We start from the raw sequence: 26,021 nt of genomic DNA on the forward strand, positions 1-26,021 counted from the left end.
TAAGGAGTGACACAATGAACTTAAACGGCAAAAAAGTCACTCTACATGACATGAGCTTACGTGATGGCATGCATGCAAAGCGACACCAGATTTCAGTAGATGAAATGGTCAGCATCGCCAGTGCAATGGATCTTGCTGGCATGCCTATGATTGAAGTCACCCACGGCGATGGTCTAGGTGGCGCATCGGTCAACTACGGATTTCCGGCCCACAGTGATGAAGAATACCTCAAGGCTGTAGTACCCAAAATGAAACAAGCCAAGGTATCTGCTTTGCTATTGCCAGGTATAGGCACTGTGGATCACCTGAAAATGGCAAAAGACTGTGGTGTGTCCACTATCCGCGTGGCGACCCACTGTACTGAAGCAGATGTATCGCAACAACATATCACTATGGCTCGAAAAATGAACATGGATACCGTCGGTTTTTTAATGATGGCACACATGGTATCGGCAGAAAAAATCCTAGAACAGGCCAAGTTAATGGTGAGTTATGGTGCTAATTGTATCTATTGTACTGACTCCGCAGGTTACATGCTGCCAGATGAAGTAACAGAAAAAATCAGCTTACTTAAGGCAGAACTAGGTAGCGACATAGAACTGGGATTCCATGGCCATCACAATATGGCAATGGGTGTGGCGAATTCCCTTGCCGCTATTGAAGCTGGTTGTTCTCGAATAGATGGCTCTGTTGCCGGATTAGGTGCAGGAGCAGGAAATACACCGCTAGAGGTCTTGGTCGCTGTGCTCAATCGCATGGGCTGTGAATCAAGTATTGATCTCTACAAAATCATGGATGTCGCTGAAGACTTAATCACCCCGATGATGGATCAGCCTATTCGCGTTGATCGTGATTCGCTTACCTTAGGTTATGCCGGTGTATATAGCTCTTTTCTATTATTCGCAAAACGTGCAGAAGCAAAGTATGGCATTCAAGCACGCGATATTTTAGTAGAACTAGGACGACGAGGAACAGTCGGCGGACAAGAAGACATGATCGAAGATCTTGCATTAACCATGGCAAAAGCTCGTTCTTAAGCCATCAATTCTTACTGAGCTGGCCTCTTTTGAAGCGGCCAGCTAATCACTTAGAGGTCTACTATGAGTATGATTACAGTTAACCCAAGCGGTAAGTTTTTTGAAAGTATTGCAGGTGAGAGTATTCTCGACGCGGCATTGCGATCTGGCATCATGCTAAAGCATGGATGCCGCGACGGTCGTTGCGGAGATTGCCGCACGTCGTTAGAAACCCCTATTTCCCCTACTGCTATCTCTTACCCTGCTGGATTACAGTTACAAGCATCGGATCTAGCCGGTGAAACAATATTATGCTGCCAAGCTCAAACAAACCAAGATCTTGTCTTAACTGCTCCCGAAGTGACAGAGCTAGACGGTATTTCGATTCAAAAATTAGTTTCTCGAGTACTCAATAAAGATCTCGTCTCATCTGACGTCGTTTTGCTAAAACTCATGTTAGCCCCAGGAAGCGAATTTCCTTACAGAGCTGGTCAATATGTCGATATCACCCTACCAAATGGGGTAACTAGAAGTTACTCAATGGCAACTCAACATGTCGAAGATAATGCTATTGAATTGCACATCAGATTGAAGCCTAACGGTGTCGGTACGCCTTACATTTTCAATGAATTAGCACAGCGTAAAATGGTGACCATTGAAGGACCATTTGGCAGTTTTTATCTACGTAAAACGCAAGCTTCTATTATTTTATTAGCTAGTGGAACCGGATTTGCACCAATAAAAGCCATTATTGAGCAACTTATCGAAGAGCAAAAGATCGTTAATTCGACGACTCGCCCTGTCCGTTTATATTGGGGTGGTCGTTGTGCAGAAGATCTTTATATGTCTACATTATGTGAACAATGGAGTAATGAACTTTCTTGGTTTGATTATGTTCCTGTTGTTTCTGACAAAACTGAAAATTGGTCTGGCAGAACCGGTTTTGTACATCATGCCATTATGGAAGACTTCGCTGATTTATCACTGTATGAAGTCTATGCCTGTGGAGCACCGATTGTTATCGAGTCTGCTCGCAATGACCTCATAAGTGGATATGGCTTACCTGCAGAAAACTTTTATTCAGACACTTTTTTGTAATTCTATTTAAAAAAGCATTATTAATTTGCTATAAACATACACTAATGTATGTAAATATATTAATAATAAAAAATAATAAAAACGGAGAATGAGAAATGAAGAAAAATTTCAAACAAGCATTAACGGTTGGTCTACTATCGATTTCTACCTTAAGTGTTTCTGTTAATGCTCTAGCAGACACCATGGTATTACGCTATAACCAATGGTTTCCTTCCCAACATTGGTCACAAAAAGATGGCTTACATAAGTACTTTGACGAAATAGAAAAAGTCACAGAAGGCAGAGTAAAAGTTCAACCGTCGGCAAAACCTATTGTCCCTCCAACTAAAAACTATCAAGCCGTTTCCCAAGGTATTGTCGACATTGCTTGGGGCCCACATGGCTATACGCCAGGTGCTTTTCCTTTAAGCGAGATGGTGGAGTTTCCATTCAGCGTTCAAGATGCAGGCGCTAGTTCAGTAGCCTACCAACGTGTATTTGATAAATACTTCAAGCCCGCAGGTATGCATAACGATGTAGTGACCTTAGCTGTACATGTTACATCTGGCGGCAATTTGCACATGAAAAATAAACCCATAAATAACGCCGAAGACTTTCAAAACACCAAAATACGGGTACAAACATCAGTCGTATCTAATGCGATTAAAAGCCTTGGCGCTGTCCCTATTAGCGGATCACTCAACGAACTAAGAGAATTTTTATCCCGAGGTATTGTTGATGGGACAAGTTTATCCGACGAATTATTAACAGGCTTTAAAGTAGACAGCTATATAAATTATGTCACCCAAATACCAGGGGGACTTTATTCGAATAGTGCATTTATTATCTTAAATAAAGACAAGTGGGCACAGATCAGCAAAGCCGATCAAGATGCGATTATGAATATTTCAGGTGAAAAACTGGCTCGCAGAATGGGCAGTCTTTGGCATGAAAATGACCTAATTGCTCGTAAAAAACTTCAAGACAAGTTAGGCGATAACTATAAAGTTGCCTCTGAGGCTCTTATCACTAGCCTAGATGATGCGTTTTTAGCCGGTCGCATAGAATGGCTTGATAAAGCCAAAGCAGCGGGCGTAGATACAACCGCCGCGATAGCTTATTACAATGAACAAACGCAGTTAGTAGAAAGTAACTAACCTTCTCGATTGGGAGGATAGTCTATGAACTATCCTCCCAATGATACCGCCTAAAAAGCATTCCTTATTATCTAAATTTAGGTATTTCTCTGAAAGGAAAACTTAATGAAGTATTCATTACTTTCAATCATAGCGTTTTTCTGCTCTAAGCTGTCAATGACAGTATTAGCGCTTATGGCAATTATCACTTTTATCGATGTATATGGACGCGTTATTTTAGGTTCTTCGCTAGGTTTCACATACGAAATAATCGGTATATTTTTAGCGATTTTATTTTATGCTGGCCTTTTTAAAGTTCATAAAAATAACCAGCATATTCGTATAGATCTTCTCGATAATCTATTCAAAGGGACTTTTGGGATAGTCATTAGTTGGCTTAGCTACTTTCTAGAAGTCGCCTTATTTTCTGCTATAGCCGTCATGCTTTTTCAACAAATGGAAGATACTCGATTGTTTCAAGAACGCTTTATGTTTCTCGGCTTTTCCAAATGGTATGTACTGTTTGCAATGGGTGTATTGGCCATTATTGCTTTAATTCCATTGATTACCAAGATCCCGAAAACTCAATATGACACGCTACAAGATGACGCACTTCAAACAGAAAATAAGGAAGGGAGATAAACTATGGAAATGATTATTGCCTTTGCCGCTCTTTTAGTTTTGCTATTTCTTAGGGTACCAATTGCTGTAACTACAGGTGTAGTTGGACTAGCAGGTCTAGCTTGGTTTCAAGGATGGAGCCCTGCACTTGCTCAATTAGGCATCATTGCCAGTGAAACCGTCTTATCTTATGAGTTTGCAGTCATCCCTTTATTCATTTTAATGGGCAATATTATCAGCAGATCTGGATTAGCCGAGGAGTTATATGTCGCAACTAATGCTTTGATTGGACACTACCGTGGTGGATTGGCTATTACAACAATTGCAGCATCGGGCGGATTCAGTACTTTTTGTGGTTCCAGTTTTGCGACAGCTGCGACCATGAGTCGAATCGCTTACCCTTCAATGAAACAGTTTGGCTATAGCGAAGGACTTGCTACAGGTTCTATCGCTGCGGGTGGCACCTTAGGGATTTTGATACCGCCATCTATTGCTCTCGTTTTTTATGGAATAATGACAGAAACAGACATAGGACAATTATTTGTTGCAGGTGTAATTCCGGGGATTCTAGGAGTTTGCTTGTATATTTGCGCAGTACTTTATGTTGTTCACGTCAGAGGTGAAAAAGCAGGATCAGGTACAAAAGCGTCTTTCAAAGAACGCCTTGCTGCAATTGGTCAACTGTGGGCTTTTTCACTGCTAGTAATATTAGTTTTAGGCGGAATTTACATGGGTTTTTTTACCCCAACTGAATCTGCTGGTGTCGGTGCTATCGGTGCTATTATCGTTACCTTAGCCCGCGGCAAATTCAAATGGCGGTCTTTCATCGATGCTTTAGAGGAAACAGCTTCAACCACAGTGACCTTAATCGCCATTCTCATAGGTTCTTTAGTATTTGCAAACCTAGTAAATATTTCAAATTTACCCTATCACATTGTCAATTGGCTTAATGATATGAAATTGCCATTACTCGGTGTGATTTTCGTAATATTGATCATTTATTTTTTATTAGGTGCGGTTCTCGAATCAATGTCCATGATGTTATTGACTGTACCCGTGTTTTATCCTGTTGTTGCTGAAATGGGAATGGACCTTGTGTGGTTTGGTATCATTGTCGTAGTCGCAACAGAAATCAGTTTAATAACACCTCCCGTTGGGCTAAACGTATTCGTCCTCAAGTCAGTCCTACCTGAAGTCGATATACGAACAATATTTCGCGGGGTCATTCCTTTTCTGGTGGCTGATCTAATACGTTTGGCATTAATCGTACTCTTTCCAATAATATCTTTAGCATTGGTCAGCTATATGTAAGAGAAAGCGCCCGCTTGATATTTAACCGAGAGGGCGTCTTTATTAATAACTATGCAATTCGATGTTGGCACTCTGAGATTGGGCACACATCAGCTAAGAAATTAGTTAACCTCTTAGCTCGATCAGCTTGGTCTGAGCGACTATTACCCGTGGTAAGAATAGAGGTAGCCATCATGTAGGAGTACACCAAATAGGACAAATCACTCGACTGACTTGCTGAGTGATTCATTTCAAGAAAAATACCTTCAAGATACTTAATCCTATAGGAATCTACTTCCTCAACAGCGGATCGGGCCATATCATCACGTCGAGCCCATGCACGTAGTGACAGCTCAACTGACGCCGCATCAAATGACTTCCCACCTCGAAGAGGTAACATCATCAACGCAAGCAATCGGTCTTGTGCTGTTAATTCACGACTATTCAAACCTTCAATAACGGCTTCTGTTGCACTTAAGCGCCACTTATCCAATATAGCTTTGAGCAAATCTTGACGATTACCAAAGTGGTAATAAAAGCTACCACGAGTAATCTCTAGCTTTTTAGCAAGACTATCAACTCGAACTAAATCTATACCGCCAGTTGAAAGCTGCATCATCGCAGCATTAATCCAGTCATCACGCGTCAGTTTGGTATTATTCATAAGAAGGCTTTTTCAAAATACTCTTGTGTATGTTGGTAATGCATTAATCATATCAAATATGCTTTCAAGGCATGGAAATATTTTTTGTTATATATATCTGGATCAATTAATTGCGATGCCGTATCACCACTCGCTCAATAACCTCTTCAATCCAGGCTACAGTGAGCCAGTCTGGTGCGGAGGCGGAGCGAGAAAAGGCGATTTCTACCGCAGGAAGGCTAGGTAATAAATCACTTGCGATGATTTCCAGTGAGTCATTCACGCTGATGCTGGCGATGGCGGAGATAGCTTTTTCGGCCATCAACAGGCTCTCAATAAGGGTGAGATTGGCGGTGACACAATACAGTTGATAGTCAGTGCCTTTCTTCTGCAAACCATCAACGGCGCTGGAGTGAAATTTACAGCTCGATTCGTATAGCGCCAATGACAATGGATTGAGGGCCATCCAGTCAAAGCCTTTTTTCGCCACCCAAACGCCTTTGTCTTGGAACAAGGTTAAGCCTTCGTCGCTGTCTGGTGTTCGCGTAACTAGGGCTAAATCCACTTCGCCTTTGTCCATCAATTCTCTTAGTTCAGAGGATGTGCCAGTGCGAATTCGAAAGCGGATATTGGGTTGCATCGTTTCCATTACGGACATAATGACGATCAACAAATTCGCCACATAATCATTCGGACACCCCAGATTAAGCAAGACGCCTTGCTGCGGGCCTTTGATGGATTGCAACGCGCTTTCCTGCAACTGCAAGATTCGCCGTGCGTAATGCACCAGCTGTTGGCCGTCTTCAGTGAGCACCTGATCCCGACCTTGTTTGCAAAACAGTTCAGTACCGACTTGTTCTTCCAATCGTTTCATCTGCATGCTAATAGCCGATGGTGTACGAAAGGTTTGCATGGCGGCGCGCTGAAAACTGCCGTGATCGACAATAGCCACAAGGGTTTTTAATAATTCCGTATCCAATGCAATCCTCTCTTTAATCTACGCACTTTATTTCTACTCACTTTAATTCAAAGCACTCCAACTTAAATGCATTGATCAAAATGCGTTATGCCAGCCGTCAATTTAATTTGCTTTTTTCTACTTCTGTCTTATCGCAAGATCAGACCATCAACTAAGAAGGAAAGACTTATGATTCTGCACGATTTTTTACCCTCAGGGAACGGTTATAAAATCCGTTTGTTATGCGCCTGTTTAGATCTGAAAGTGACGTTAAAACAATATGACATTACCAAAGGAGAAACACACACAGAATCCTTCTTAGCGATGAACCCAAATGGTAAAATTCCGGTGTTGGAGTTAGATGACGGACAATGCTTGAGCGAAAGTAATGCTGTGCTTCTCTATCTGGCTGAGCAGTACAATCTTGCAGAACAACACAAATCCGCCTTGTTACCGACCGATGCAATCCTTAGAGCCAAGGTCTATAAATGGTTATTCTGGGAGCAATACAGCCACGAGCCCAACATTGCCTCGCCACGTTTTTGGCTAACTCACAACGCCATGACAGATCTAAAAAAACAAATGTTGCCAGATCGTATTCAGCAAGGTCATGCTGCGTTAAAACAAATGGAAGAAACATTGGCAACACAAGCGTTTCTAGTGGGCGATTTCATGACACTTGCGGATATTTGCTTGTTCCCTTACACCCATGTGGCGGAGGAAGGCGGCTCTTATCAACTGTCCGAGTATCCAAATATTCAACGCTGGATTAAAAATATTGAAGCTTTGGATTGGTTTATACCGATTACCCAAGCGTGATTCACTTTTTATTCAAACGAGAGAAGGCACTTGATTAAAAGTGCCTTTAAGGTTACCAATCAAACACAAAAAGTCTCATCCACTCGAACTTCGGTCAGTACCGAGTTGGCGATAAAGCAAGCTTCGTGGGATTGATGATGAAGTGCTTTTAACACCTCTGAACTGGGTCTTTCACCAACAAAAGTGACGGTTGGACGTAATACAACTTCGGTCATCATTTGCTTGCCATTGGGGCCAATTGCTAAGGTGCCGATAGCCTTGTCTGTGTATTGTTCGACGATGAGCTTTTTGCGAGAAGCAAAGTCCAAAAAGAACAACATGTGACAGCTGGAAATAGAGGCTACAAATGCTTCTTCAGGGTCTACATTTTCTGCAACGGACATGGGTAAAGGTACAATATGCGGCGAAGACGAGGCTGGCACGACTACGCCGCCTTCGAACTGCCATTCATGGGCACGACTGTATTTTTTATCCAAAAATAACTGTGAACCACGCTTCCATTCAACAGTTGCAAAGTATTCTGACATATTCCATTTCCCCTTTTTGTTTGCCTTAGATACTTGTTTGTCTCAAATAACAGATATAACAAATTTCCCCAATGTTTTGAGCCCGTAAGGTTAACTTATTGTCACTATTTCCAAAGTAGATTTTTTATCTAAATATCTCTCTTTTCAAAAAATTACAATTTGTTCGAAAAACAACCTAAACACAACTTGCACACATTCATCCCAAGTGCCATTTTTAATATAACGCTATTGTCCAATTGATGTAGTTTCTTTGAGAGAAGACAGCTGTATAGCAGGGAACGTTTACCATTTTGGTTTTCAAAGGCTTCAACAACAGGGATATTTTCATGAAGATGCTAAAGACGATAAGAGGTCGCTATACATTAATTTTTGGCGGCTTAGCGTTGGTTTTCCTACTGGTTATAATCTCTACAGAAACATTGGTTAATTACTTACAAAATAGTATGGGTAAATACTCCTCTGGCACTTCGCTAATTCAGAATGCCGATAGAGATTTGTATCAATCTCGTCTCGCACTGGCCACGTTAGTATTTGAGCACAACGCAAACAATGCCAAAGAATTAGAGGAAGCTACGCTATCTAATGCCAAGCAAGCATTGGATCGCATGCAGCAATTTCGACTACTCACAACGGATATAGATGAAATCTCTAGCCTATTAGCGAACTTCGATAGTCTCTATAAAGATTGGTCTGCTACCAATCTCGACATTATCCAATCAATGAAAGATAACCCCGATGCAGCAATAATCCTGTTTGTTAGTGATAACCAAACAAATTTCATCAAACTTCGCAGTTTGTACGATCATTCGGAAGAACTGATCAGCAAATACTCTGCACTTGAAAACAAAGCAATCAATGAATTCACTGACACCTTTAAACTGACAGTCGGCATATTCGCGATTTTCGCCTTACTTTTGAGTGTCATACTGGCTTGGTTTGCCCCTCGAAACATTTCAAAAGCTATCCAATTGGTCACTTTCGGAGTTCGTCAAATCAGCTCTGGTGATGGCGATTTAACACGCCGTATAAACAGCACAAAGCCAGATGAAACTGGCGAATTGAGTCGAGAATTAGACAGTTTTGTCGCTCGTCTCGGCAGCTTGATTGGGCAGGTTCGTAACGGGTGTGAGCATATTCGCCAAGAGATGTTTAATTTGGGGGAATCCGCCTCTGAGTCTGCTAACCTAAGCGAACGCCAAAACCAATCACTTGATTTTGTGGTCACCGCCGTTGAAGAAATGGGTGGTGCAACTCGTGAGGTTGCGCAAAATGCCGCTGACACGGTGGCTGAAGTGGAAGCATTAAACCGCTCTGCAGATGATGGCGTTAAACAATTAGACAATGCCATTTCTCAGCTTGATAACCTTGCAGAGCAAATCCAAGGTGCTGCAGGCGTCATCAATCAACTTTCTGAACGATCCGATAAAATTGCTTCTGTATTGGATGTCATCCTTGGCATTTCCGAGCAAACCAATTTACTCGCGTTAAACGCTGCGATAGAGGCCGCGAGAGCTGGTGAGCAAGGTCGAGGCTTTGCGGTTGTTGCTGACGAAGTGCGTGAACTAGCCAGCAAAACTCAAGCCTCTACTGAAGACATTCAAAAGATGATCAATGACTTACAGTCTGGCGTGAGCAATGCAGTAAGCTCGATTACTCAAAGTGTTGATATGGCTGGCACCAGCGTCTCTCTTTCACGTAAAACTATGGAATCTATTGCAGTTGTAAAAACATCCGCCGGACGAATCTATGACTTTACTGCTCAAACCGCCAGTGCAACAGAAGAGCAAAGCAAGGTCACTGACGAGATAAACGAGAACCTATCGAATCTTGCCAGTATGTCGAAAGACGTCATGGAAATATCCAAACGCATCAGCCATTCGGTTCATCAAACGCTAAGCAATTCTGATGAGCTTGCTAGTCAGGTTAAACGCTTCACGGTTTAATAAAACACTTATTAAAAGCCCCAAAAAACCGTCTTAATCATTGATTTCGGCGGTTTTTGTCTATTTCATGCTATCTAAATGGGGTCGTAAAGTGAGGATTGTCTATAAATTTGCTGTCCGTAAGACTCGTTAAAAACGCCATGAGTTGACGCTTTTCATCGTCGGTTAATAAAAACGGATGTAACTTATCAGACCTTAATGGAGACGCTTTACCTTGCTGTGCTGCACGTCCACCAGCTGCATAATGCTCTATCACCTTTTCTAATGTGGCGATAGAGCCATCATGCATATAAGGCGCTGTTTGAGCGATATTGCGCAGCGTTGGTGTTCTAAATCGTCCTTTGTCTGCCTCTTTCCCTGTATGTTCAAACAATCCTTGGTTGCCTTCTGGGTAAGCACCTTTGCCATCCAAGTTATAAAGCCCTGTGTTATGGAAGGCTGACGCTTGCGTCGCATCGGAAAAATGCACACCAGTATGACAGCTAGAACACCCCAATCTCGCACTAAAAAATAATGCCTCACCAAGCTTAGCATCCTCACTGATGGCACTGTCATTATGATTGTATTTGTAATCGTCATAAGGTGACTGATAACTAATTAAAGTACGTTCAAAAGAAGCCAACGCTTTGGTAATCGTGTCAAAGCTAATAGGGTTGTCTTGATCAGGAAAGGCTTTATGAAATAAATTTGGATAAATAGGGTCCCGTTGTAGAAACAAAATTACTTTTTCTTCTTGCCCTTTGGTGTCCATTTCAATGGGATGAGTACCGAAAATAGGCACATTTGCTTGGTCTTCTAAACGTACCTCGTTAGGATTCGCCCAAGTCAGTGTTTTCATATAAGCCACATTGACAATCGACATGGCATTACGACTATGAAACTGCCCTGTGACACCGACAGAAACGGGTCTTGGCTCTGAAAATGAATGTTCAGGCATATGACAGGTCGAACAGGACATGTAACCTGGACCAGACAAATTGGCATCGTAAAAAAGCCGCTGACCTAACGTGACTTTTTCCTCGCTCATTGGATTATCTACAGGCACGATAGGTGCAGGCATCCATGCAGGCAATGCCCAAATATAATCACCTGCATATAGGTAGGGAGTACAAACTAGCAATATTGACCCCAAAGCAAGATGCCCAACGAGGGATGAAAGATAAGTACATTTGACCCTCATCAAACCTCCCAAGGTCTTTTATTTTAAATATAAAACCGTTTTGATAGTAAACGTCCTAGGCCGTATAAAATAACAGCAACAGGAATATTCAATAACAAAACCAGTAGGCAATCCATCGTCACAGCCAAAACAAAAGCGAATGCGGCATCTAGATATAGGCAGGTGTTTCCCAACAATAAGAGGAAAAAAGAAGTTTTTATCTGCATTTACCAACCCTCCTTATTTGCACAGATTAAAGATTAGTCCCTAATTTTTGAGAATTCACGGTCTAGATCAAATTTTTTAGACGTGACATGACGTTCCATCTCTGTCACTCGTCTCGTTACGTTATCCAATTTTTCTTTAGCGCGACGTAACCTTGAGTTCGCACTATCAGCGTACTTGAACATTTTCTTTGGCCGATAACTTTGTTGACGCTCATCATATTCGTATTCGTAGCCATCTTCTCCTTTTGGGCGAACATCCAAAAACCACCAAAGCGCGATATAAGCAATCACTACAAAGCTACCAAGAAATAAAAAGCCACCAAAGGTGAAAAGCCGCACGACCCATGCATCGACATCAAAATGATCTGCTAAGCCAGCACATACTCCACCCAAGTAACCTTTTTTCTTATTACGATATAGGTTCAAATCCCACCCATGAGACTTTTTGGATTTGATACTTTCTTTTATTTTATCGTTCATCATTTTATTCCTCTTAACTGGCTAATCTTCTATCACTCAACTATCCGAAGATTATCGGTACTCATCATTATCTCGACTACGCCAATCTGGGCTTTCCACATCTAAAATTTTTTCTAATGCTTGTACGCGATCGGTCAATTTATCAGCCTGCATTAATAGAGACTCTAACTCCCGCTTATCACCTTCATCCAATCCCTTTACCGCACGGTTCTTACTTCGGTAATGCAATAGCAACCAAATAGGCGCCACTACCGACATAAAAATGATGGTGGGAACAAACAAAAATACAGCCATACTCATAGCGCAATTCCTTTTTTATAAACTGATACAAATTCAGCTTAGTTGGTCTTAGTCATTTTCTCTTTCAAACGAGCCAACTCATCATTGATATCGTCATCTTCCGCCAGAGCGTCAATTTGTGATTTCAAGTCTGCTTTTGGTTGCATACCGATATCCATAGATTCAAGTTGGCCTTCTAAACTATCAACACGACGCTCAAAACGTTCAAATTTCTCAAAAGCATCGTCTAATGCTTCTTTATGATTCTGGCGCTTCACACGCATACGGCTTTCTACGCTGGATTGACGTAACAACATGGCTTTTTGCTTGGCTTTGGCATCATTCAATTTAATTTGTAACTGTCCTACTTCTTCATTCAAATGCTCAAGGTGTTCATCCAAAGCAGACAATTCTTTATCAATGGCTGCTATTTCTTTTTCTATTTTCTGCTTTTCTGAAAGGGCTGCTCGAGCTAGGTCTTCACGCCCTTTATTGATTGCCAGCATGGCTTTGCTTTCCCACTCTGCTGCTTCACTGCGCATACGCTCCAAACGGCGCCCTGTGGTTTTACGATCAGCAATCACGCGAGCAGAGCTAGAGCGTACTTCGACTAATGTTTCTTCCATCTCTTGAATCATCATTCGAATCATTTTTTTTGGGTCTTCGGCTTTATCCAGCAACGAGGTTAAGTTGCTATTAATAATGTCCGTCATTCTTGAAAAAATACCCATGGTTTTATCTCCTGTTTCATATGCAATTGATGAGCTTCTTCTCTTGCTATTACAGCATTCATGCCAAAATCAGTAACTCTATGATTATTATGAATTTATTTTTTCATAGTACTATTGGATTAATTTTTAATGGCTAAAATCACTATTATTTAGTATTTTTAACCATATTAATTTGGCAAATTAAACCAACCACATTAAGAACAATCGATAATCTTATGAAAAATAACCAAAGAGTCATTGGTAGCTCTCAAGCACTGGCTGATGCACTTGATCATGCATCGATTCTGGCAGAAATTAATCGACCTATCTTGATCTGTGGTGAACGAGGCAGCGGCAAAGAACTCATCGCAGAACGATTGCATTATTTATCCCCTCGTTGGGATCAGCCTTTTATTAGCATCAACTGCGCAGCCATTAGTGATAGCTTGATGGAAAGCGAATTGTTTGGTCATGAAGCAGGGGCTTTTACTGGCGCCACCAAAGGATATCAAGGTCGCTTCGAACGTGCAGACGGCGGTACCTTATTCCTCGACGAACTTGGCACCATGTCATTACGAGTACAAGAAAAGCTGTTACGATTAATTGAATATGGTGAGTTCGAACGCCTCGGCAGCGCTAAAACTCAACGAGTTGACGTTCGAATTGTCGCGGCAACAAACGCAAATTTACCGACCCTGAGCGAACAAGGCGAATTTCGTGCAGACCTACTCGACCGTCTTACGTTTGACGTCATTCAAGTTCCTCCATTACGAGATAGAAAAGAAGACATAGAAGAATTAGCTAATTTCTTTGCCATGAAACTTAGCACTGAACTGGGCTGGGAATATTTTCAAGGATTTAGCCCTAAAGCCCTAACGTCATTAAAAAATTATGATTGGCCAGGCAACATCCGAGAATTAAAAAATGTTATTGAACGCTCGGTTTATCGCTGCGGCTTCCAAGCCGATCCCGTTGAGAAAATCGTAATCAATCCTTTTACTTGTGCAAATGAAGAAGCAAGCGACAATCTCATCAATAAACAAGCCGCACAGGCACAGGCAAATACAATAGATTCAAAAGCGTCTGGCTTTTCCCTTAATTCGTCTTTGAGCTTGAAAGAGCAGACCTTTCAGCTGCAACAACACTTAATTCAGCAAGCTCTTAATGAAAATCAACACAACCAACGACTCGCAGCTCAATCACTGGGACTCACTTATGATCAATTTAGAGGTTTGCTCAAAAAGCTAAAATAGCCTCTTAGTTATTTGAGCAAACCCTCTTGTTTCACTGTATTCAATTCACACATGTGAAGATGAAAATTCACCAGCCAACAAACCTTGTTGAGCTAAACGCCCTTCCGTATAGTCTGTGCTTTCTAATATGAGTAACTTTTTGTTGCTATTTATCCTCCGCAACAAGAAGGATTTACTGTATTTATAATATAAAATGTTATTATGTAACAAATATTCAACGGAACCTGACTAGCCTTGATTAGTGCAACACCTTCAACCTCTCCAAATGACAAGCAAAAAGACGATGCTTCTTACGCGTTTTTTTCTGGCTGCCAGCCCGCTGGCATGCAGCTGAAGGACGTCGCTTGGTCTCCTTATCGAGACAAGGCGTTACTCAAACCAATCACGGTGAATATCCAGCCAGGTGAGTTTCTTGCGATTGTCGGACCAAATGGTTCAGGAAAAACCAGTCTATTACGCTGTCTTTATCGCACCAATAAACCGAGCAACGGCACTGTCTTGCTCGATGGCAAAGATCTATGGTCGTTGTCACCTCGCCAATGTGCACAACGTATCGCGACGGTTTTACAAGACACAGGCGGCGAATTTGGTCTAAGCGTTTTCGAAATGGTGGAAATCGGCCTGACACCAAAGTCTCTAGTCTGGGGACGCTCCGAAGAAGACACCCACATTATTGAAAGCACATTGGCTTTGCTTGATGTGGCGCATTTAGCAGAACGATCTTTTGATTCTTTGTCCGGCGGTGAACGCCAGCGGGTTATGATAGCCAGAGCCTTGGCACAACGCCCCGACATATTGATTCTAGACGAGCCAACCAATCATCTAGACATTCGCCACCAGCTCGATGTACTTGCCTTATTATCAAAATTGCCTTGTACGCTGATCGTGTCCTTACATGATTTAGCACTTGCTTCAGCGTATGCCGACCGAGTTTTAGTAATGCTGAAAGGTGAAATGCAAGCCTGCGCGCCACCTAGCCATGTGTTTACCAAACAACGCATAAAACAAGTATTTGATGTGGAAACCATCATTGATGAGCATCCAATCACGCAAAGACCCAGATTTTCTTTTTTTATTAATGATTAACGGAATGATTAACGGAATGATTAACGGAATGATTAACGGAATGATTAACAGGATAAACACATGACAGCGAACGTCAAAACAACCATCAAGCGAACTTCATTACTTATCAGCGGCGCATTATTTGGCATTTTACACACAGGTTTAGCCAGCGCATCTGGCTATCCTGTGACGGTACAAAGCTGCGACCGACAAGTGACCTTCGATCACGCACCAAAAGCCGCTGTCTCAAACGATGTGAACTTAACCGAAATGATGTTAGCACTTGGCTTGCAGGATCACATGGCTGGATTTACTGGTGTTTCAGGCTGGAAAACCCTTGATCCAACGCTGCGCAATGGCATCGGCGAATTAAAAGAATTGTCACCAAAATATCCTAGCAAAGAAGTGCTTTTAGGTGCAGATGCGGACTTTTACTTTGCAGGCTGGAACTACGGCATGCGCGTCGGTGGCGGCGTTACCCCTGATACCTTGGCACCACTCGGCATCAAGGTTTACGAGTTAACCGAAAGCTGCATTCACATCATGGACAAAGCAAAAGTTTCCATGGATGACCTGTACGTAGACTTGCTCAACTTAGGCCGAATTTTTGGCAAAGAAGAACAAGCCCAACGCTTGGTAAAAGGCTATCAAGAAGATCTCGCTAATTTCCAAGCTAATCTAGCGCTATTAAAAACCGCTCCAAAAGTCTTTGTTTACGATTCCGGTGAAGAACAACCCTTCACCTCTGGTCGCTTCGGCATGCCAACAGCGCTGATCGAAGCTGCTGGCGGTAAAAACATCGTCGATGATGTGCAGAAAAGCTGGACTCAAATTGGTTGGGAAGCCGTTATTGACCGAGCACCAGAGTTTATTATTATCGTTAATTATGGTGACGTTACCGCAGAGCAGAAGATCAACTTCTTGCGCAGCAACCCTGCCTTTCAAAATATTCCAGCAGTGAAAAACAACCATTTCGTAGTATTGGAATACGTCGAGGCTACTCCGGGTCCGCGTAATATCAATGCGATCAAACGCCTAGCTGAGGCTTTTAGAACCGCGTCATGAAAGCAGACATCAAAAAGCTCACCATCATGGGACGTGTTCCCTTACCTGCACTGTTAATTATGTTGAGCATCTTGCTGCTGTTATTAATGGGCGTGGCGATTGGTGTCGGCTCTGTGTCGATTAGCCAGTCGACTGTGTGGAGCGTAATCGGTCATAAATTATCGATTACCAATATGCAGCCTAACTGGTCGATGGGACGCGAAAACATCATCTGGTCTGTGCGCCTACCAAGAACGCTACTGGCAGCCATGGTCGGTGCAGCTTTGGCGGTTGTTGGCGCAGCATTGCAATCCGTTACTCGCAACCCCTTGGCCGATCCACATTTATTAGGCGTGTCTTCTGGCGCGGCGTTAGGGGCGATTATCGCCTTGCTGCATACAGGTATGGTGTTGGGTGTGGTTACCGTTCCAGTATTTGCCTTTATCGGCGCTTTGTTGGCGATGTTCCTAGTCTTGGCGGTAGCGAATTTTTCTTCGGCACACAGCGCAGGACGTTTAATTCTAGCGGGCGTGGCAGTGGCATTTGTACTGACAGCTTTAGGGAACCTGTTCATATTTATGGGCGATCATCGCTCGTCTCATACGGTGATATTCTGGATGCTCGGCGGTTTGGGGCTTGCTCAATGGGGACAACTTTGGTTCCCACTAGTAACACTATTACTAGGTTCCGGCTATTTGATTTACAACGCTCGTTACCTTAATGCCATGACTCTTGGCGATGAAAGCGCCAGCACCTTAGGCGTTCCTGTCGAACGATTCCGCCTGATTGTGATTGTTGTCTGCGCGCTACTTACTGGCGCAGCCGTCGCCTTTTCCGGTGTCATCGGCTTTGTCGGCTTAATGGTGCCACATATCGTACGTTTGTTGGTTGGCGGCGATTATCGCAAAGTCTTGCCTTTGTCAGCGCTATTTGGCGCTTTATTTCTCGTCGCGGCAGATATTGCCTCCAGAATCATCATGCCACCCGAAGACATGCCAATTGGCATTCTTACTGGCCTTGTCGGCGGCATCGCCTTTGTCTTTCTGATGCGACAAAAGCGTAACGTCTCTTTGTAAGCTGCTTTTTGTGGATTGCTTTTTTGTAGATGGCTCTGTCCATTTAGCGACGATAGTTGTCAATTACAGCTCAGACAGACAAAAAACTTCTCTTTAGCATAAGGATTCAATTTCTAATGCTAAAGAGAAAACATCATGCTAACCCAGCCTTCTATAAAATATCGCCCAGCTCAAATTATCGATTTTCCTGCCCGCACTTGGCCTTCAAAGCAGTTGAAGGCTCCGCCTCGTTGGTGCTCAACAGACTTACGCGACGGCAATCAAGCGCTTGCTAATCCGATGGATCACGCGAAGAAAATGGCTTTCTTTAAGCATTTAATTGAATGTGGTTTTAAAGAAATTGAAGTTGCCTTTCCTGCTGCGTCACAAACGGATTTTGATTTTGTTCGCTTGCTTATCGAAGGCGGCCACATCCCTGACGACGTGACGATTCAAGTAATGACGCAATCTCGTGTGGATTTAATTGAACGCACAATACAGTCTCTCTTTGGCGTAAAAAAAGCCATAGTGCATATTTACAACGCCACAGCACCCGTATTTCGTGAAGTCGTCTTTTGCCAAGACAAAACAGCGACGCTTGAATTAGCCGTGCAAGGCGTTAAACACATTCGCCAATTGTGCGAGCAAAATCCAGATACTCAGTGGACTCTTCAATATTCGCCAGAAACCTTTTGTTTTACCGAACCTGACTTTGCCTTAGAAGTGTGCGAAGTAGTGAAAAAAACATGGCAGCCAAGCCAAGAACGCCCGATGATTTTGAACCTACCAACTACGGTAGAAGTAAACACGCCCAATGTGTTTGCGGATCAAATTGAATATTTCATGACGTCTTTTTCTTCTCTAGAACACATTACCATCAGCGTGCACCCTCACAACGACAGAGGCACAGGCGTTGCCACAGCAGAAATGGCGATACTCGCTGGTGCAAAGAGAGTTGAAGGCTGTTTATTTGGTAATGGAGAACGAACCGGCAATGTCGACCTCGTCACCTTGGCGATGAATCTTTATAGCCAAGGCGTTCATCCTAATTTGGATTTTTCAGACATACGACGCACAGTGGAGTTGGTCGAAGAATGCAATGAACTTCCCGTTCATCCTCGGCATCCTTATGCTGGCTCATTGGCTTTTACGGCGTTTTCAGGTTCACACCAAGATGCGATCAAAAAAGGCTTTGCCGCACAAAAATTAACCTCATCGACTGTTTGGCAAATCCCTTATTTACCATTAGACCCGAAAGATATTGGCTGCTCTTATGAAGAAGTCATTCGAGTAAATAGCCAATCTGGCAAAAGCGGTGCTGCTTGGTTATTACAGGAAAATCATGGACTGTTTTTACCACGCAAACTACAAATAGACTTTAGCAAAAAAGTCAAAAATCATACGGATCAAACTGGTCACGAAATGCCTCTAGCCGATGTTTGGCGTTTATTCAGAGAATCCTACAGGCTGAACCCAGATGACAAAGGCCAAATGACATTAATGACTTATCGCAGCCATAGCTCAAACGGATTACAGGAAATTCGCGCTACCTTACGCTACCAGGAAAAAACATGGCAACTGACTGGCGAAGGTAAAGGATTGTTGTCCGCCATGCTTGATGCGCTAAGAAAGCGTTTTAACTGGCAGATAAACATCAGTGACTTTCATGAACACACCTTAGGACAACAGACGAAAAGCAAAGCGGTGAGCTATGTTCAAATTGAGTCCGATCAGGTTACACCAAGTTTTGGCGTTGCCATTGATGAAGATTCGACCAAGGCCTCGCTACAAGCACTAATCAACGCTTGCCATCCTTTATACAAAGAAGCTTAGCGAGACGGTAACTTTCATTACGTCTATTGAGATTGCAGTAAATAGTCAGTCGGTGATACGCCGACTCGACTTTTAAACATTGCACTAAAAGCACTAGGACTATCGTAACCAATCAGAATCGCGGTATCTAAGACGCTTTTTCCGCTGGCAAGATACTCCAGAGCCAAAAGTAAACGCTTCCGCCGCAGCCATTCTGCAAATGTTAGCGACATTTCTTGCTGGAACTTTCGAGTAACAGAACGCTCGCTTATGCCCAAAATATGAGCACCATCGGCATTTGTCCAATCATGAGCAATACGCTGACTGACATGCTCACACAAAGAAACCAAAGAGTCGGAGGTTGGCAATGGCACATAGAAAGACACGCTCGATAAACGACGTAATTCGTCCAAAATCAATTCAATAATTCGCTCATCACGACCTCCTAAAACAATTTCGTTAGGAAGCTCTAACGCTTCAACAATAAGTGCCTTTAACAGCATGGATACGTCAATGACAGAGCAATCATGGGGCAAATCGGCCCGAGCAAGAGGATCAATAAACAGCGTTCTAACTTTTACCAATCCTGTCATATGGAGGCTGTGTTCAATTCCTGCAGGAATCCACATTCCCCGATTTGGAGGAATCACCCAACTACCAAAACGAGTCTCCACACGTATCACACCGCTTAACGTGTGAATCAGCTGTGCGCAGTTATGAGCATGATAAGGCTCAAATTTACCATGTTCATAATCTTGTGCGTAAGCCACAACACTATTTGGCAAATGATTGTTTTGAAACAACACGCAGCTCTCCTAGAAACACATCGATCGTTCAATTGAGTGTACCTATCAATAAGCAGATCTCAACACACTACACGAGCAAACTTAAAAACCTACAATAACAAGCTTGCTTTATTGAAATCTAACGACCAAAATACTGGTTATATGTACAGCTTTCTAGGTGTTTTTATGTCTACTTCTTTTATCAATAACAGCGATCAAAAAGGCGAAAAATCTCCTTTCAATAATCCTATCAAGGGGCGCGGCATAGCCAATAATATGGCGGGGCGCTTTGCTATTACGCTGGTTGAAGTAGATGAAAACGACGAAGCCATTGCCTTATTGGAAACCTCTTCGCCTAAGACTGAGGTTCGTCATGAACGCGCCAAAAGCATTATTAGTCGCAATTCGTCTCCTGATATTCCTTTTCGCCTGTCGGTGAATCCTTATAAAGGCTGCGAGCATGGCTGTGTATATTGCTTTGCTCGCCCTACTCATGCGTATTTAGATTTGTCGCCAGGGTTGGATTTTGAGACCAAGCTGGTTGCCAAAACCAATGCGGCATTTTTGTTTGAAGAAGAACTGGCGCACCCAAAGTATCGTTGTGAACCCATTGCATTAGGTATTAATACCGATGCTTATCAGCCGATTGAAAAACAGCTCAAGATCACTCGTCAATTATTGGCAATCGCCTTGGCGCATCATCAGCCAATCTCGCTAATAACCAAAAGCACTTTGATACTCAGAGATATAGATTTGCTCACGCAAATGGCAGAGAAAAAACTGATTCATGTAGCGATCAGTGTGACGACGCTCAATAACGATTTAAAGCGTATTTTGGAACCCAGAACAGCGTCTGGAAAAACACGTTTACAAGTCATTAAAACCTTACGCGATGCTGGGATTCCTGTATCGGTTTTGGTTGCACCGGTGATTCCTTTTATCAACGATAACGAGCTAGAAGAAATCGTCGCTGCTTGCTCTGAGGTTGGCGCGCAATCCATTAACTACATAATGTTGCGTTTGCCTCACGAGGTTGCGCCTTTGTTTTCGGATTGGCTCCACCAGCATTATCCAGATCGAGCTGAGCATGTTTTGCAGCGCATTATGGATATGCGCGGTGGCAAGCTCTACAACAGCCAATTTGGCAAACGCATGACTGGGGAAGGCATCTTTGCAGATTTGATTAACCAACGCTTTCACGTAGCGCGACGCAAATATGGATTGGATGACAACAGACTGAGCTATCTCGATTGCCGCCATTTTGCCGTTCCACCAAAGGAAGGCGATCAGATGGCGTTGTTTTAGTAACTTAAGCAGTCTGCTTAACGCAAAATTCCCTAAGAGCAAAACTCTTAGGGAATTTGAATGTCGAGTCTTTGTTTCAAGAACAACTATAGTTTGTTGTTAAATTGGCCCACCGCATCAACGACTTGTCTTGCACCGATCTGAATATCATTCATCACATTACCTGCTTCGGTAGAAAGGTCTAATGCCTTATGAGCTTTATCCATGCTTTCTTCAATAAGAGATACAGCTTTTTCGGTGAGGTTTTTATTTTCCCCAACCACCTTGATAATTTCTTCGGTGGCCGAGCTTGTTCTAGAAGCAAGTTGTCTAACTTCATCAGCCACTACAGCGAAGCCTCGGCCTTGCTCGCCTGCTCGCGCCGCTTCTATTGCAGCGTTCAGAGCAAGCAAGTTGGTCTGATCTGCAATACCGCGGATACTTTCTACCAAAGCAGCCACTTTTAATGACTGAGTATTGAGCTCGATTATTCCTTTGCTAGCACTACTCATTTGCACTGAAAGTTCATCCATGGTCTGAATAGTAGATTCTAAAACACTCATCCCTTTCAACGTATTTTCATCTGTTTTCTTTGAAATATCATAGGCAATTTTGGAAGTCTCAGAAATCGCAAACTCCCTCTCCATTTGCTCGGTGATCACCGTTGCTAGCTTGATGACTTTGTACAATTTTCCGCTGTCATCATGAACAGGGTTATAAGAAGCTTCCAACCACACCGCATTTCCATGGCTATCAAAACGTTTGAAACGTTCAGAAACAAATTTACCCGACCTAAGTTGACGCCAAAAATCCTGATATTTTGAAGACTCAACTTCTTTCGAATCACAAAACATTTTGTGATGTTTACCAATAATTTGGCTTTTTGAATACCCCATACTTTTAAGGAAGTTGTCGTTAGCATTTAAGATGATGCCATCTAGACTAAATTCGATCACTGCAGACGAGCGGTTCAATGCAGCTAACATGTCTTCAACTTCTTTAGACTGAGAAATCGTTCGCGTAAGCTCAGCCGAGTAAACTTCCAACAGCACGCGCCCATCTTCAACTTGTTTTTTCGGTTGAATAATCGACCTATACCATGCTTCTTGACCTTTCTTGGTCTCTAGCTGTAAAGCGCCATGCCAGTGCTTCTTCCCACTAATAGCAGCCAACATTTTTTGACAATGGTCTTTGTCTAAAGACTTGCCAAGAATGAAATCTTGAATATTTTTACCTGTTAATTCAGCTTTTTCGAAACCACAGGACTTTATGAAAAGCGAGTTTGCATCGACTATTTTTCCGTCTGATGTCATAGCGAAATACAGCATTTCCTGTCTAAGATCGGCTTGAGTCTCTTGAAAGGAAACAAGTTCTTTTTCCAATTCAGTAATTCGGGTCAATAATTTATTGTTACCAAATAACATTTACTTCTTCCTTAAGTATCTCAATTCAATTTTTATTAAAGAGTAGCGGATGTTTTACACGAACACGACATTATTTTTGTTTTAAGAAAACGACTTAGCACTATTTACACAAAAACATTATGTAAATCAGCCGATTCAGTTTATAAACAAGCTTCGACTTACCCCTTTTTTGGAACCTATTTGCATGCCTAGTGATGACTTTATCGATCTGCTCAAACTGCTTATTCGCGCGCCCAGTGTGGTTGGCGCAGAGCATTCATTTTTCCGCGTGTTACAACGCGAACTGGAAGAGCGAGGGGCAAAAGTCACTTGGTACGAAGGTTTGTTAGTTGCCCAAGGCAGTGATCCGTTTAGCACCATGTTTTCGGCGCATATAGATCGTCACGGCTTGGTGTGTACGGGCCCGAATGAATTCCAATACGCAGCGTTTGTATCAGCAAACCGCACCGATTTATTAAACAACTCGGTTTCTGAAGAGTTGATGACCAAGGTCACAGAGCGTTTCAACCATGAAGAGATCTACGCCTACGAGCCTTGGTCTGGGGTTTACCGTGGTAAAGGCACAATAAAAAGCTCTTACGTTTGTGAATTCCGTAACAACTTAATTTTCGAAACCGAAGGGTTAGAAGGTGTGGTTGCTGGTACACCCATTGCGTTTAAAGACCAATTACACATCGTTGACAATCGCTTAGAAGGCCAGCTTGATAACGTGATTTCAGCGGCGGCCTTGGTGCATCTTTTTGATCATGGTTTTAAAGGTACGGCCTTTTTTACTGCCCAAGAAGAAGCAGGAAAAAGCTGGCGCTATTTGCTTGAGTGGTTCCGTCGCTTTGGTGGCTCAACTAACCGCTTGTTTGTGGTTGATACCAGCCCTTTTCCAAATGTCGATGCCGCCAATGAACAGCTTCTGGTACTTAGGGAAAAAGACGCCAACGCCACGTTCAATAAAGACAGTACACAACTTCTTGAAGAACTGTGCGTAAAAAACAACATCAGTTATTTGTATAAAAACCGTTACGTGGAAAACGAAAACGCGAAACGTGCTGAGCAAGGATTGCCGCCAAGCTCGCTAGGTAGTACTGAACTTGGTCGCATTATCGCCGCATCAAATGGCTTGGTAGATGGCACCACAATTCAAATTCCAACCATAGGCTACCACACCATGCACGAATCGGCAGCGGTGGAATCGGTGGATGCGTTTCTAGATATGCTAAAAGTGGTGTCGAACATTTAATTCACTTCGTACCATTTACTGATTGGTACTATTTGCAACACACAAAAATCCCGTTTCGAAATATAAAATCAAACGGGATTTTTATCTGACTCAAAACTAGTTTTTAGGCTAACGGAGCCTTAAACATCTTTAAATTTCAAAGTGCTCAGTCTTTACTTTCTACATAAGCGTGTTTACTGGCAAAAGCTTGCAGAGCTTCACAAGCTTGTTCCCATGCATTGTCACCCTCATATAAAGCAGATTTTAAATACGCTGATGTCATTTTTTGGGTAATGGCGAGACGATCAGGATCTTCGTCATCGGTTTCTTTTGCATCATAACCAGCAATGCCACCTAACCCATGTTTTCCTCCAATTAATGACAACAAAAAATCGCTACCCGGCGCAATATAGTACGGATCCGCATGCCAGTCTGCATCTCGGGTTGTGAAGTGGGTGCTAAGATCTTGATCACCATACACCACTAAGTTTTTTGTGGTCATTGATGAATAATTTGGATTAATTTCAGGGAACCTTTCTCTTGCTGATTCAATTAAATCATCTCCCCCTTTGCCCACTGCCGCTAATAGGACTCCGGCTTTGATACGCTGATCGAATACGCTGCGTATATGTGGTAGCGTCATGCCCATTAACATAGCCGCTGTCATCGCCCCTGCAGAATGCCCCACGATCGCAATGCGTTCCTTATCTAATCGGCCAGAAAGACTGACTATATCGCGCTCAATTTGCGCCAAATTGTCCAAAATGGTTTTCATTTCAATCACTCTTTCATTGAGAAAAAGTGGCGCATCTGGGTGAGTATTATCGAGACCACCCACTCTTGAGCTTGCATGGGTAGGTTGAATAACGGCAAATCCTTGCTCAGCGTAATAGTTTACCAACGGGGCGTAACCATCTTTAGAAGGCAGGTACGACGATGGCCCATGACCATGAGAAAGTAAGATAATTGGAATATTATCGCCACTTACTGGCAGGGTAATACGAAGTTCAAGTGGTGTTTCACGGCCTTCTACCGTTAGGGTAATTGGGCTAATAGACAGGGTAAGTTGTCGATTAGACTCTGGGATATTCTTAGATTCGGTAACGAGATTATTCATAAAAGCTCCTTAAGCAATTGAGGTGCTAACTCTACCTAAAGGCGAATGTACAATATATAATGAAAAATCCACATTACATTACCAATAGTGTTTAAATGATAGATCCTCTTTCGAGTATTGTGACTCTATTGCAGCCAAAAGCCGCTTTTTCTAAGGTAGTCCACGCCGCAGGCATGTGGCGTATTAGACGCGAAGAAATCGGTAATCCTTTCTATTGTGTCGTGCTAGAGGGAAATTGCGAGTTCACATTAAAAGGCGATGAACCGATTTATCTAACCGCTGGCGATTTTGTCCTTGTTCCAGAAGCTCATGCTTTTACGGTAGCTAGCAGCCATGCTCCAGCACTGGACGAAGCCGATACTGTGCCCATTAAAACGGCTGCTAGCACCTATTTTGTAGGTGAAGCAGAGCAAGAGTTGAATGCGCATTTACTTATTGGCCATTGTCAATTTGAGGCGCCTGATTCAAAAATACTAGTATCGCTTCTTCCGAAACTTGTTCACCTCCGCGAAGCGAAAAGGCTCACCACGCTGGTCGAGCTTGTTATTGAGGAATCTTTGGCGCAACGCCCCGGCCGTGATTCTGTATTGGCTAGATTATTAGAGATTCTGCTGATTGAAGCTTTTAGAACGAAGATGGACACACCAGAAGTTCCTGGTTTGTTAGTCGGTTTAGCCGATGAGCGACTTGCAATAGCAATTCGAAAAATCCATCAAGATGTGAGTAAGGCATGGACGATTGATCAATTAGCCAAAGAAGCCTCATTGTCTCGTTCCAGCTTTTTTCAGCGCTTTAGTAAAGCCGTGGGTTATACACCAATGGAATATGTTATTGCATGGCGTATGGCGATTGCGAAAGACCTCTTAAGACGCCAAACCTTTACTATGGCCACCATTGCAGAAAGGATAGGTTACCAATCTGCCAGTGCGTTTAGCTCTGCTTTTAGCAAACATACAGGACAAGCTCCGTCAAAATTTTTAGTTGAAGACGGTCTTGTTGAGAGAAAGTTACAGGAAGTTTAAACAGAGCAAAACTAGCTTTAGCTGCACGCCTACCTAAATTAGCAAATTCAGAAAGCCAAAAA

The 26,021-nt window shown here is 42.8% G+C and carries 26 protein-coding genes and 1 pseudogene; 15 read left to right on the plus strand and 12 right to left on the minus strand.

Going from position 1 to position 26,021, the window contains the following annotated elements; translation table 11 throughout:
* Positions 1 to 14: 14 nt before the first annotated feature.
* The 5 genes from dmpG to TY87_RS04360 all read left to right on the plus strand — a co-directional run bounded on the left by dmpG (position 15) and on the right by TY87_RS04360 (position 5,161).
* Positions 15 to 1,037 carry a 4-hydroxy-2-oxovalerate aldolase gene (gene dmpG, locus TY87_RS04340; protein ID WP_100186120.1) on the plus strand — a complete coding sequence of 341 codons (1,023 nt, stop codon included), beginning with the start codon at positions 15 to 17 and terminating at the stop codon, positions 1,035 to 1,037.
* A gap of 63 nt (positions 1,038 to 1,100) precedes the next feature.
* A complete protein-coding gene (locus tag TY87_RS04345) occupies positions 1,101 to 2,114 on the plus strand; it encodes an FAD-binding oxidoreductase (protein ID WP_100186121.1) in 1,014 nt (337 codons plus the stop codon).
* Between the two features lie 95 nt (positions 2,115 to 2,209).
* Positions 2,210 to 3,250: a TRAP transporter substrate-binding protein gene (locus tag TY87_RS04350; protein WP_100186122.1), complete on the plus strand. Its 1,041-nt coding sequence runs from the start codon at positions 2,210 to 2,212 to the stop codon at positions 3,248 to 3,250.
* A gap of 105 nt (positions 3,251 to 3,355) precedes the next feature.
* Positions 3,356 to 3,871, plus strand: a complete 516-nt coding sequence (locus tag TY87_RS04355; protein WP_100186123.1) for a TRAP transporter small permease — start codon at positions 3,356 to 3,358, stop codon at positions 3,869 to 3,871.
* Between the two features lie 3 nt (positions 3,872 to 3,874).
* Positions 3,875 to 5,161, plus strand: a complete 1,287-nt coding sequence (locus TY87_RS04360) for a TRAP transporter large permease (protein ID WP_100186124.1) — start codon at positions 3,875 to 3,877, stop codon at positions 5,159 to 5,161.
* Positions 5,162 to 5,210: 49 nt separating this feature from the next.
* On the opposite strand, the gene TY87_RS04365 is transcribed toward TY87_RS04360, so the two are convergent.
* Positions 5,211 to 5,804 (minus strand): TetR/AcrR family transcriptional regulator, encoded by a 594-nt coding sequence (locus TY87_RS04365; RefSeq protein WP_100186125.1) that lies wholly within the window; start codon positions 5,802 to 5,804, stop codon positions 5,211 to 5,213.
* A 106-nt stretch (positions 5,805 to 5,910) separates the two neighbouring features.
* Positions 5,911 to 6,762, minus strand: a complete 852-nt coding sequence (locus TY87_RS04370) for a LysR family transcriptional regulator (protein ID WP_100186126.1) — start codon at positions 6,760 to 6,762, stop codon at positions 5,911 to 5,913.
* A 168-nt stretch (positions 6,763 to 6,930) separates the two neighbouring features.
* Between TY87_RS04370 and TY87_RS04375 the strand changes: the two genes are divergently transcribed.
* Complete coding sequence (locus tag TY87_RS04375; protein ID WP_100186127.1) at positions 6,931 to 7,560, plus strand: glutathione S-transferase family protein; 630 nt, start codon at positions 6,931 to 6,933, stop codon at positions 7,558 to 7,560.
* Between the two features lie 59 nt (positions 7,561 to 7,619).
* On the opposite strand, the gene TY87_RS04380 is transcribed toward TY87_RS04375, so the two are convergent.
* The gene (locus TY87_RS04380) at positions 7,620 to 8,087 is read right to left on the minus strand and encodes an OsmC family protein (protein WP_072838746.1); all 468 of its coding nucleotides are present in this window, start codon (positions 8,085 to 8,087) and stop codon (positions 7,620 to 7,622) included.
* Positions 8,088 to 8,413: 326 nt separating this feature from the next.
* Between TY87_RS04380 and TY87_RS04385 the strand changes: the two genes are divergently transcribed.
* Complete coding sequence (locus TY87_RS04385; RefSeq protein ID WP_072838745.1) at positions 8,414 to 10,030, plus strand: methyl-accepting chemotaxis protein; 1,617 nt, start codon at positions 8,414 to 8,416, stop codon at positions 10,028 to 10,030.
* A gap of 70 nt (positions 10,031 to 10,100) precedes the next feature.
* On the opposite strand, the gene TY87_RS04390 is transcribed toward TY87_RS04385, so the two are convergent.
* The 5 genes from TY87_RS04390 to pspA are packed head-to-tail and all read right to left on the minus strand — an operon-like array spanning position 10,101 to position 12,906.
* Positions 10,101 to 11,210, minus strand: coding sequence for an MbnH family di-heme enzyme (locus tag TY87_RS04390; RefSeq protein ID WP_072838744.1), 1,110 nt, complete (start codon positions 11,208 to 11,210; stop codon positions 10,101 to 10,103).
* A 23-nt stretch (positions 11,211 to 11,233) separates the two neighbouring features.
* A complete protein-coding gene (locus TY87_RS04395) occupies positions 11,234 to 11,416 on the minus strand; it encodes a hypothetical protein (RefSeq protein ID WP_072838743.1) in 183 nt (60 codons plus the stop codon).
* A gap of 33 nt (positions 11,417 to 11,449) precedes the next feature.
* Positions 11,450 to 11,899 carry an envelope stress response membrane protein PspC gene (gene pspC / locus TY87_RS04400; RefSeq protein ID WP_084122207.1) on the minus strand — a complete coding sequence of 150 codons (450 nt, stop codon included), beginning with the start codon at positions 11,897 to 11,899 and terminating at the stop codon, positions 11,450 to 11,452.
* Between the two features lie 48 nt (positions 11,900 to 11,947).
* Entirely contained in the window at positions 11,948 to 12,196 is a 249-nt protein-coding gene (gene pspB / locus TY87_RS04405; protein ID WP_072838742.1) for an envelope stress response membrane protein PspB, read from the minus strand.
* 38 nt (positions 12,197 to 12,234) lie between these two features.
* Positions 12,235 to 12,906, minus strand: coding sequence for a phage shock protein PspA (pspA, locus tag TY87_RS04410; RefSeq protein WP_100186128.1), 672 nt, complete (start codon positions 12,904 to 12,906; stop codon positions 12,235 to 12,237).
* A gap of 215 nt (positions 12,907 to 13,121) precedes the next feature.
* Here pspA and pspF point away from each other — a divergent pair, with 215 nt between their 5' ends.
* The 5 genes from pspF (at position 13,122) to leuA (ending at position 19,135) form a co-directional block, all read left to right on the plus strand.
* Positions 13,122 to 14,138, plus strand: a complete 1,017-nt coding sequence (gene pspF / locus TY87_RS04415; protein ID WP_100186129.1) for a phage shock protein operon transcriptional activator — start codon at positions 13,122 to 13,124, stop codon at positions 14,136 to 14,138.
* 234 nt (positions 14,139 to 14,372) lie between these two features.
* Positions 14,373 to 15,224 carry an ABC transporter ATP-binding protein gene (locus TY87_RS04420; RefSeq protein ID WP_100186130.1) on the plus strand — a complete coding sequence of 284 codons (852 nt, stop codon included), beginning with the start codon at positions 14,373 to 14,375 and terminating at the stop codon, positions 15,222 to 15,224.
* A gap of 60 nt (positions 15,225 to 15,284) precedes the next feature.
* The gene (locus TY87_RS04425) at positions 15,285 to 16,268 is read left to right on the plus strand and encodes an ABC transporter substrate-binding protein (protein WP_100186131.1); all 984 of its coding nucleotides are present in this window, start codon (positions 15,285 to 15,287) and stop codon (positions 16,266 to 16,268) included.
* Positions 16,265 to 17,323 carry a FecCD family ABC transporter permease gene (locus TY87_RS04430; protein WP_100186132.1) on the plus strand — a complete coding sequence of 353 codons (1,059 nt, stop codon included), beginning with the start codon at positions 16,265 to 16,267 and terminating at the stop codon, positions 17,321 to 17,323. Before TY87_RS04425 ends, TY87_RS04430 begins: the two co-directional genes overlap by 4 nt.
* 135 nt (positions 17,324 to 17,458) lie before the next feature.
* On the plus strand, positions 17,459 to 19,135 hold the full coding sequence (leuA, locus tag TY87_RS04435; RefSeq protein ID WP_100186133.1) for a 2-isopropylmalate synthase: 1,677 nt from the start codon (positions 17,459 to 17,461) through the stop codon (positions 19,133 to 19,135).
* A 23-nt stretch (positions 19,136 to 19,158) separates the two neighbouring features.
* On the opposite strand, the gene TY87_RS04440 is transcribed toward leuA, so the two are convergent.
* The gene (locus TY87_RS04440) at positions 19,159 to 19,920 is read right to left on the minus strand and encodes an AraC family transcriptional regulator (RefSeq protein ID WP_100186134.1); all 762 of its coding nucleotides are present in this window, start codon (positions 19,918 to 19,920) and stop codon (positions 19,159 to 19,161) included.
* 165 nt (positions 19,921 to 20,085) lie between these two features.
* On the opposite strand from TY87_RS04440, the gene TY87_RS04445 reads away from it, so the two are divergent.
* On the plus strand, positions 20,086 to 21,204 hold the full coding sequence (locus TY87_RS04445; RefSeq protein WP_100186135.1) for a PA0069 family radical SAM protein: 1,119 nt from the start codon (positions 20,086 to 20,088) through the stop codon (positions 21,202 to 21,204).
* A gap of 86 nt (positions 21,205 to 21,290) precedes the next feature.
* Here TY87_RS04445 and TY87_RS22975 read toward each other — a convergent pair whose 3' ends face one another.
* On the minus strand, positions 21,291 to 21,830 hold the full coding sequence (locus TY87_RS22975) for a methyl-accepting chemotaxis protein (protein WP_442919206.1): 540 nt from the start codon (positions 21,828 to 21,830) through the stop codon (positions 21,291 to 21,293).
* A 3-nt stretch (positions 21,831 to 21,833) separates the two neighbouring features.
* Positions 21,834 to 22,607, minus strand: a pseudogene (locus TY87_RS22980) (PAS domain-containing protein); the annotation flags it as partial.
* A gap of 184 nt (positions 22,608 to 22,791) precedes the next feature.
* Here TY87_RS22980 and TY87_RS04455 point away from each other — a divergent pair.
* A complete protein-coding gene (locus TY87_RS04455) occupies positions 22,792 to 23,841 on the plus strand; it encodes a peptidase M42 (RefSeq protein WP_100186137.1) in 1,050 nt (349 codons plus the stop codon).
* 145 nt (positions 23,842 to 23,986) lie between these two features.
* Here TY87_RS04455 and TY87_RS04460 read toward each other — a convergent pair whose 3' ends face one another.
* Positions 23,987 to 24,937 (minus strand): alpha/beta hydrolase family protein, encoded by a 951-nt coding sequence (locus TY87_RS04460; protein WP_100186138.1) that lies wholly within the window; start codon positions 24,935 to 24,937, stop codon positions 23,987 to 23,989.
* Between the two features lie 95 nt (positions 24,938 to 25,032).
* Between TY87_RS04460 and TY87_RS04465 the strand changes: the two genes are divergently transcribed.
* Positions 25,033 to 25,959, plus strand: coding sequence for an AraC family transcriptional regulator (locus TY87_RS04465; protein WP_100186139.1), 927 nt, complete (start codon positions 25,033 to 25,035; stop codon positions 25,957 to 25,959).
* Positions 25,960 to 26,021 lie beyond the last annotated feature (62 nt).

It is taken from the genome of Marinomonas sp. BSi20584, from assembly GCF_002792415.1.
In the GTDB taxonomy this organism is placed as follows: Bacteria; Pseudomonadota; Gammaproteobacteria; order Pseudomonadales; family Marinomonadaceae; genus Marinomonas; species Marinomonas polaris.

Excerpts from the sequence above, each read along its gene's own strand:
- dmpG (WP_100186120.1), top strand. The coding sequence starts at position 15 with ATGAACTTAAACGGCAAAAAAGTCACTCTACATGACATGAGCTTACGT.
- TY87_RS04345 (WP_100186121.1), top strand. The coding sequence starts at position 1,101 with ATGAGTATGATTACAGTTAACCCAAGCGGTAAGTTTTTTGAAAGTATT.
- TY87_RS04350 (WP_100186122.1), top strand. The coding sequence starts at position 2,210 with ATGAAGAAAAATTTCAAACAAGCATTAACGGTTGGTCTACTATCGATT.
- TY87_RS04355 (WP_100186123.1), top strand. The coding sequence starts at position 3,356 with ATGAAGTATTCATTACTTTCAATCATAGCGTTTTTCTGCTCTAAGCTG.
- TY87_RS04360 (WP_100186124.1), top strand. The coding sequence starts at position 3,875 with ATGGAAATGATTATTGCCTTTGCCGCTCTTTTAGTTTTGCTATTTCTT.
- TY87_RS04365 (WP_100186125.1), bottom strand. The coding sequence starts at position 5,804 with ATGAATAATACCAAACTGACGCGTGATGACTGGATTAATGCTGCGATG.
- TY87_RS04375 (WP_100186127.1), top strand. The coding sequence starts at position 6,931 with ATGATTCTGCACGATTTTTTACCCTCAGGGAACGGTTATAAAATCCGT.
- TY87_RS04380 (WP_072838746.1), bottom strand. The coding sequence starts at position 8,087 with ATGTCAGAATACTTTGCAACTGTTGAATGGAAGCGTGGTTCACAGTTA.
- TY87_RS04385 (WP_072838745.1), top strand. The coding sequence starts at position 8,414 with ATGAAGATGCTAAAGACGATAAGAGGTCGCTATACATTAATTTTTGGC.
- TY87_RS04390 (WP_072838744.1), bottom strand. The coding sequence starts at position 11,210 with ATGAGGGTCAAATGTACTTATCTTTCATCCCTCGTTGGGCATCTTGCT.
- TY87_RS04395 (WP_072838743.1), bottom strand. The coding sequence starts at position 11,416 with ATGCAGATAAAAACTTCTTTTTTCCTCTTATTGTTGGGAAACACCTGC.
- pspC (WP_084122207.1), bottom strand. The coding sequence starts at position 11,899 with ATGATGAACGATAAAATAAAAGAAAGTATCAAATCCAAAAAGTCTCAT.
- pspB (WP_072838742.1), bottom strand. The coding sequence starts at position 12,196 with ATGAGTATGGCTGTATTTTTGTTTGTTCCCACCATCATTTTTATGTCG.
- pspA (WP_100186128.1), bottom strand. The coding sequence starts at position 12,906 with ATGGGTATTTTTTCAAGAATGACGGACATTATTAATAGCAACTTAACC.
- pspF (WP_100186129.1), top strand. The coding sequence starts at position 13,122 with ATGAAAAATAACCAAAGAGTCATTGGTAGCTCTCAAGCACTGGCTGAT.
- TY87_RS04425 (WP_100186131.1), top strand. The coding sequence starts at position 15,285 with ATGACAGCGAACGTCAAAACAACCATCAAGCGAACTTCATTACTTATC.
- TY87_RS04430 (WP_100186132.1), top strand. The coding sequence starts at position 16,265 with ATGAAAGCAGACATCAAAAAGCTCACCATCATGGGACGTGTTCCCTTA.
- leuA (WP_100186133.1), top strand. The coding sequence starts at position 17,459 with ATGCTAACCCAGCCTTCTATAAAATATCGCCCAGCTCAAATTATCGAT.
- TY87_RS04445 (WP_100186135.1), top strand. The coding sequence starts at position 20,086 with ATGTCTACTTCTTTTATCAATAACAGCGATCAAAAAGGCGAAAAATCT.
- TY87_RS22975 (WP_442919206.1), bottom strand. The coding sequence starts at position 21,830 with ATGGAGAGGGAGTTTGCGATTTCTGAGACTTCCAAAATTGCCTATGAT.
- TY87_RS04455 (WP_100186137.1), top strand. The coding sequence starts at position 22,792 with ATGCCTAGTGATGACTTTATCGATCTGCTCAAACTGCTTATTCGCGCG.
- TY87_RS04460 (WP_100186138.1), bottom strand. The coding sequence starts at position 24,937 with ATGAATAATCTCGTTACCGAATCTAAGAATATCCCAGAGTCTAATCGA.
- TY87_RS04465 (WP_100186139.1), top strand. The coding sequence starts at position 25,033 with ATGATAGATCCTCTTTCGAGTATTGTGACTCTATTGCAGCCAAAAGCC.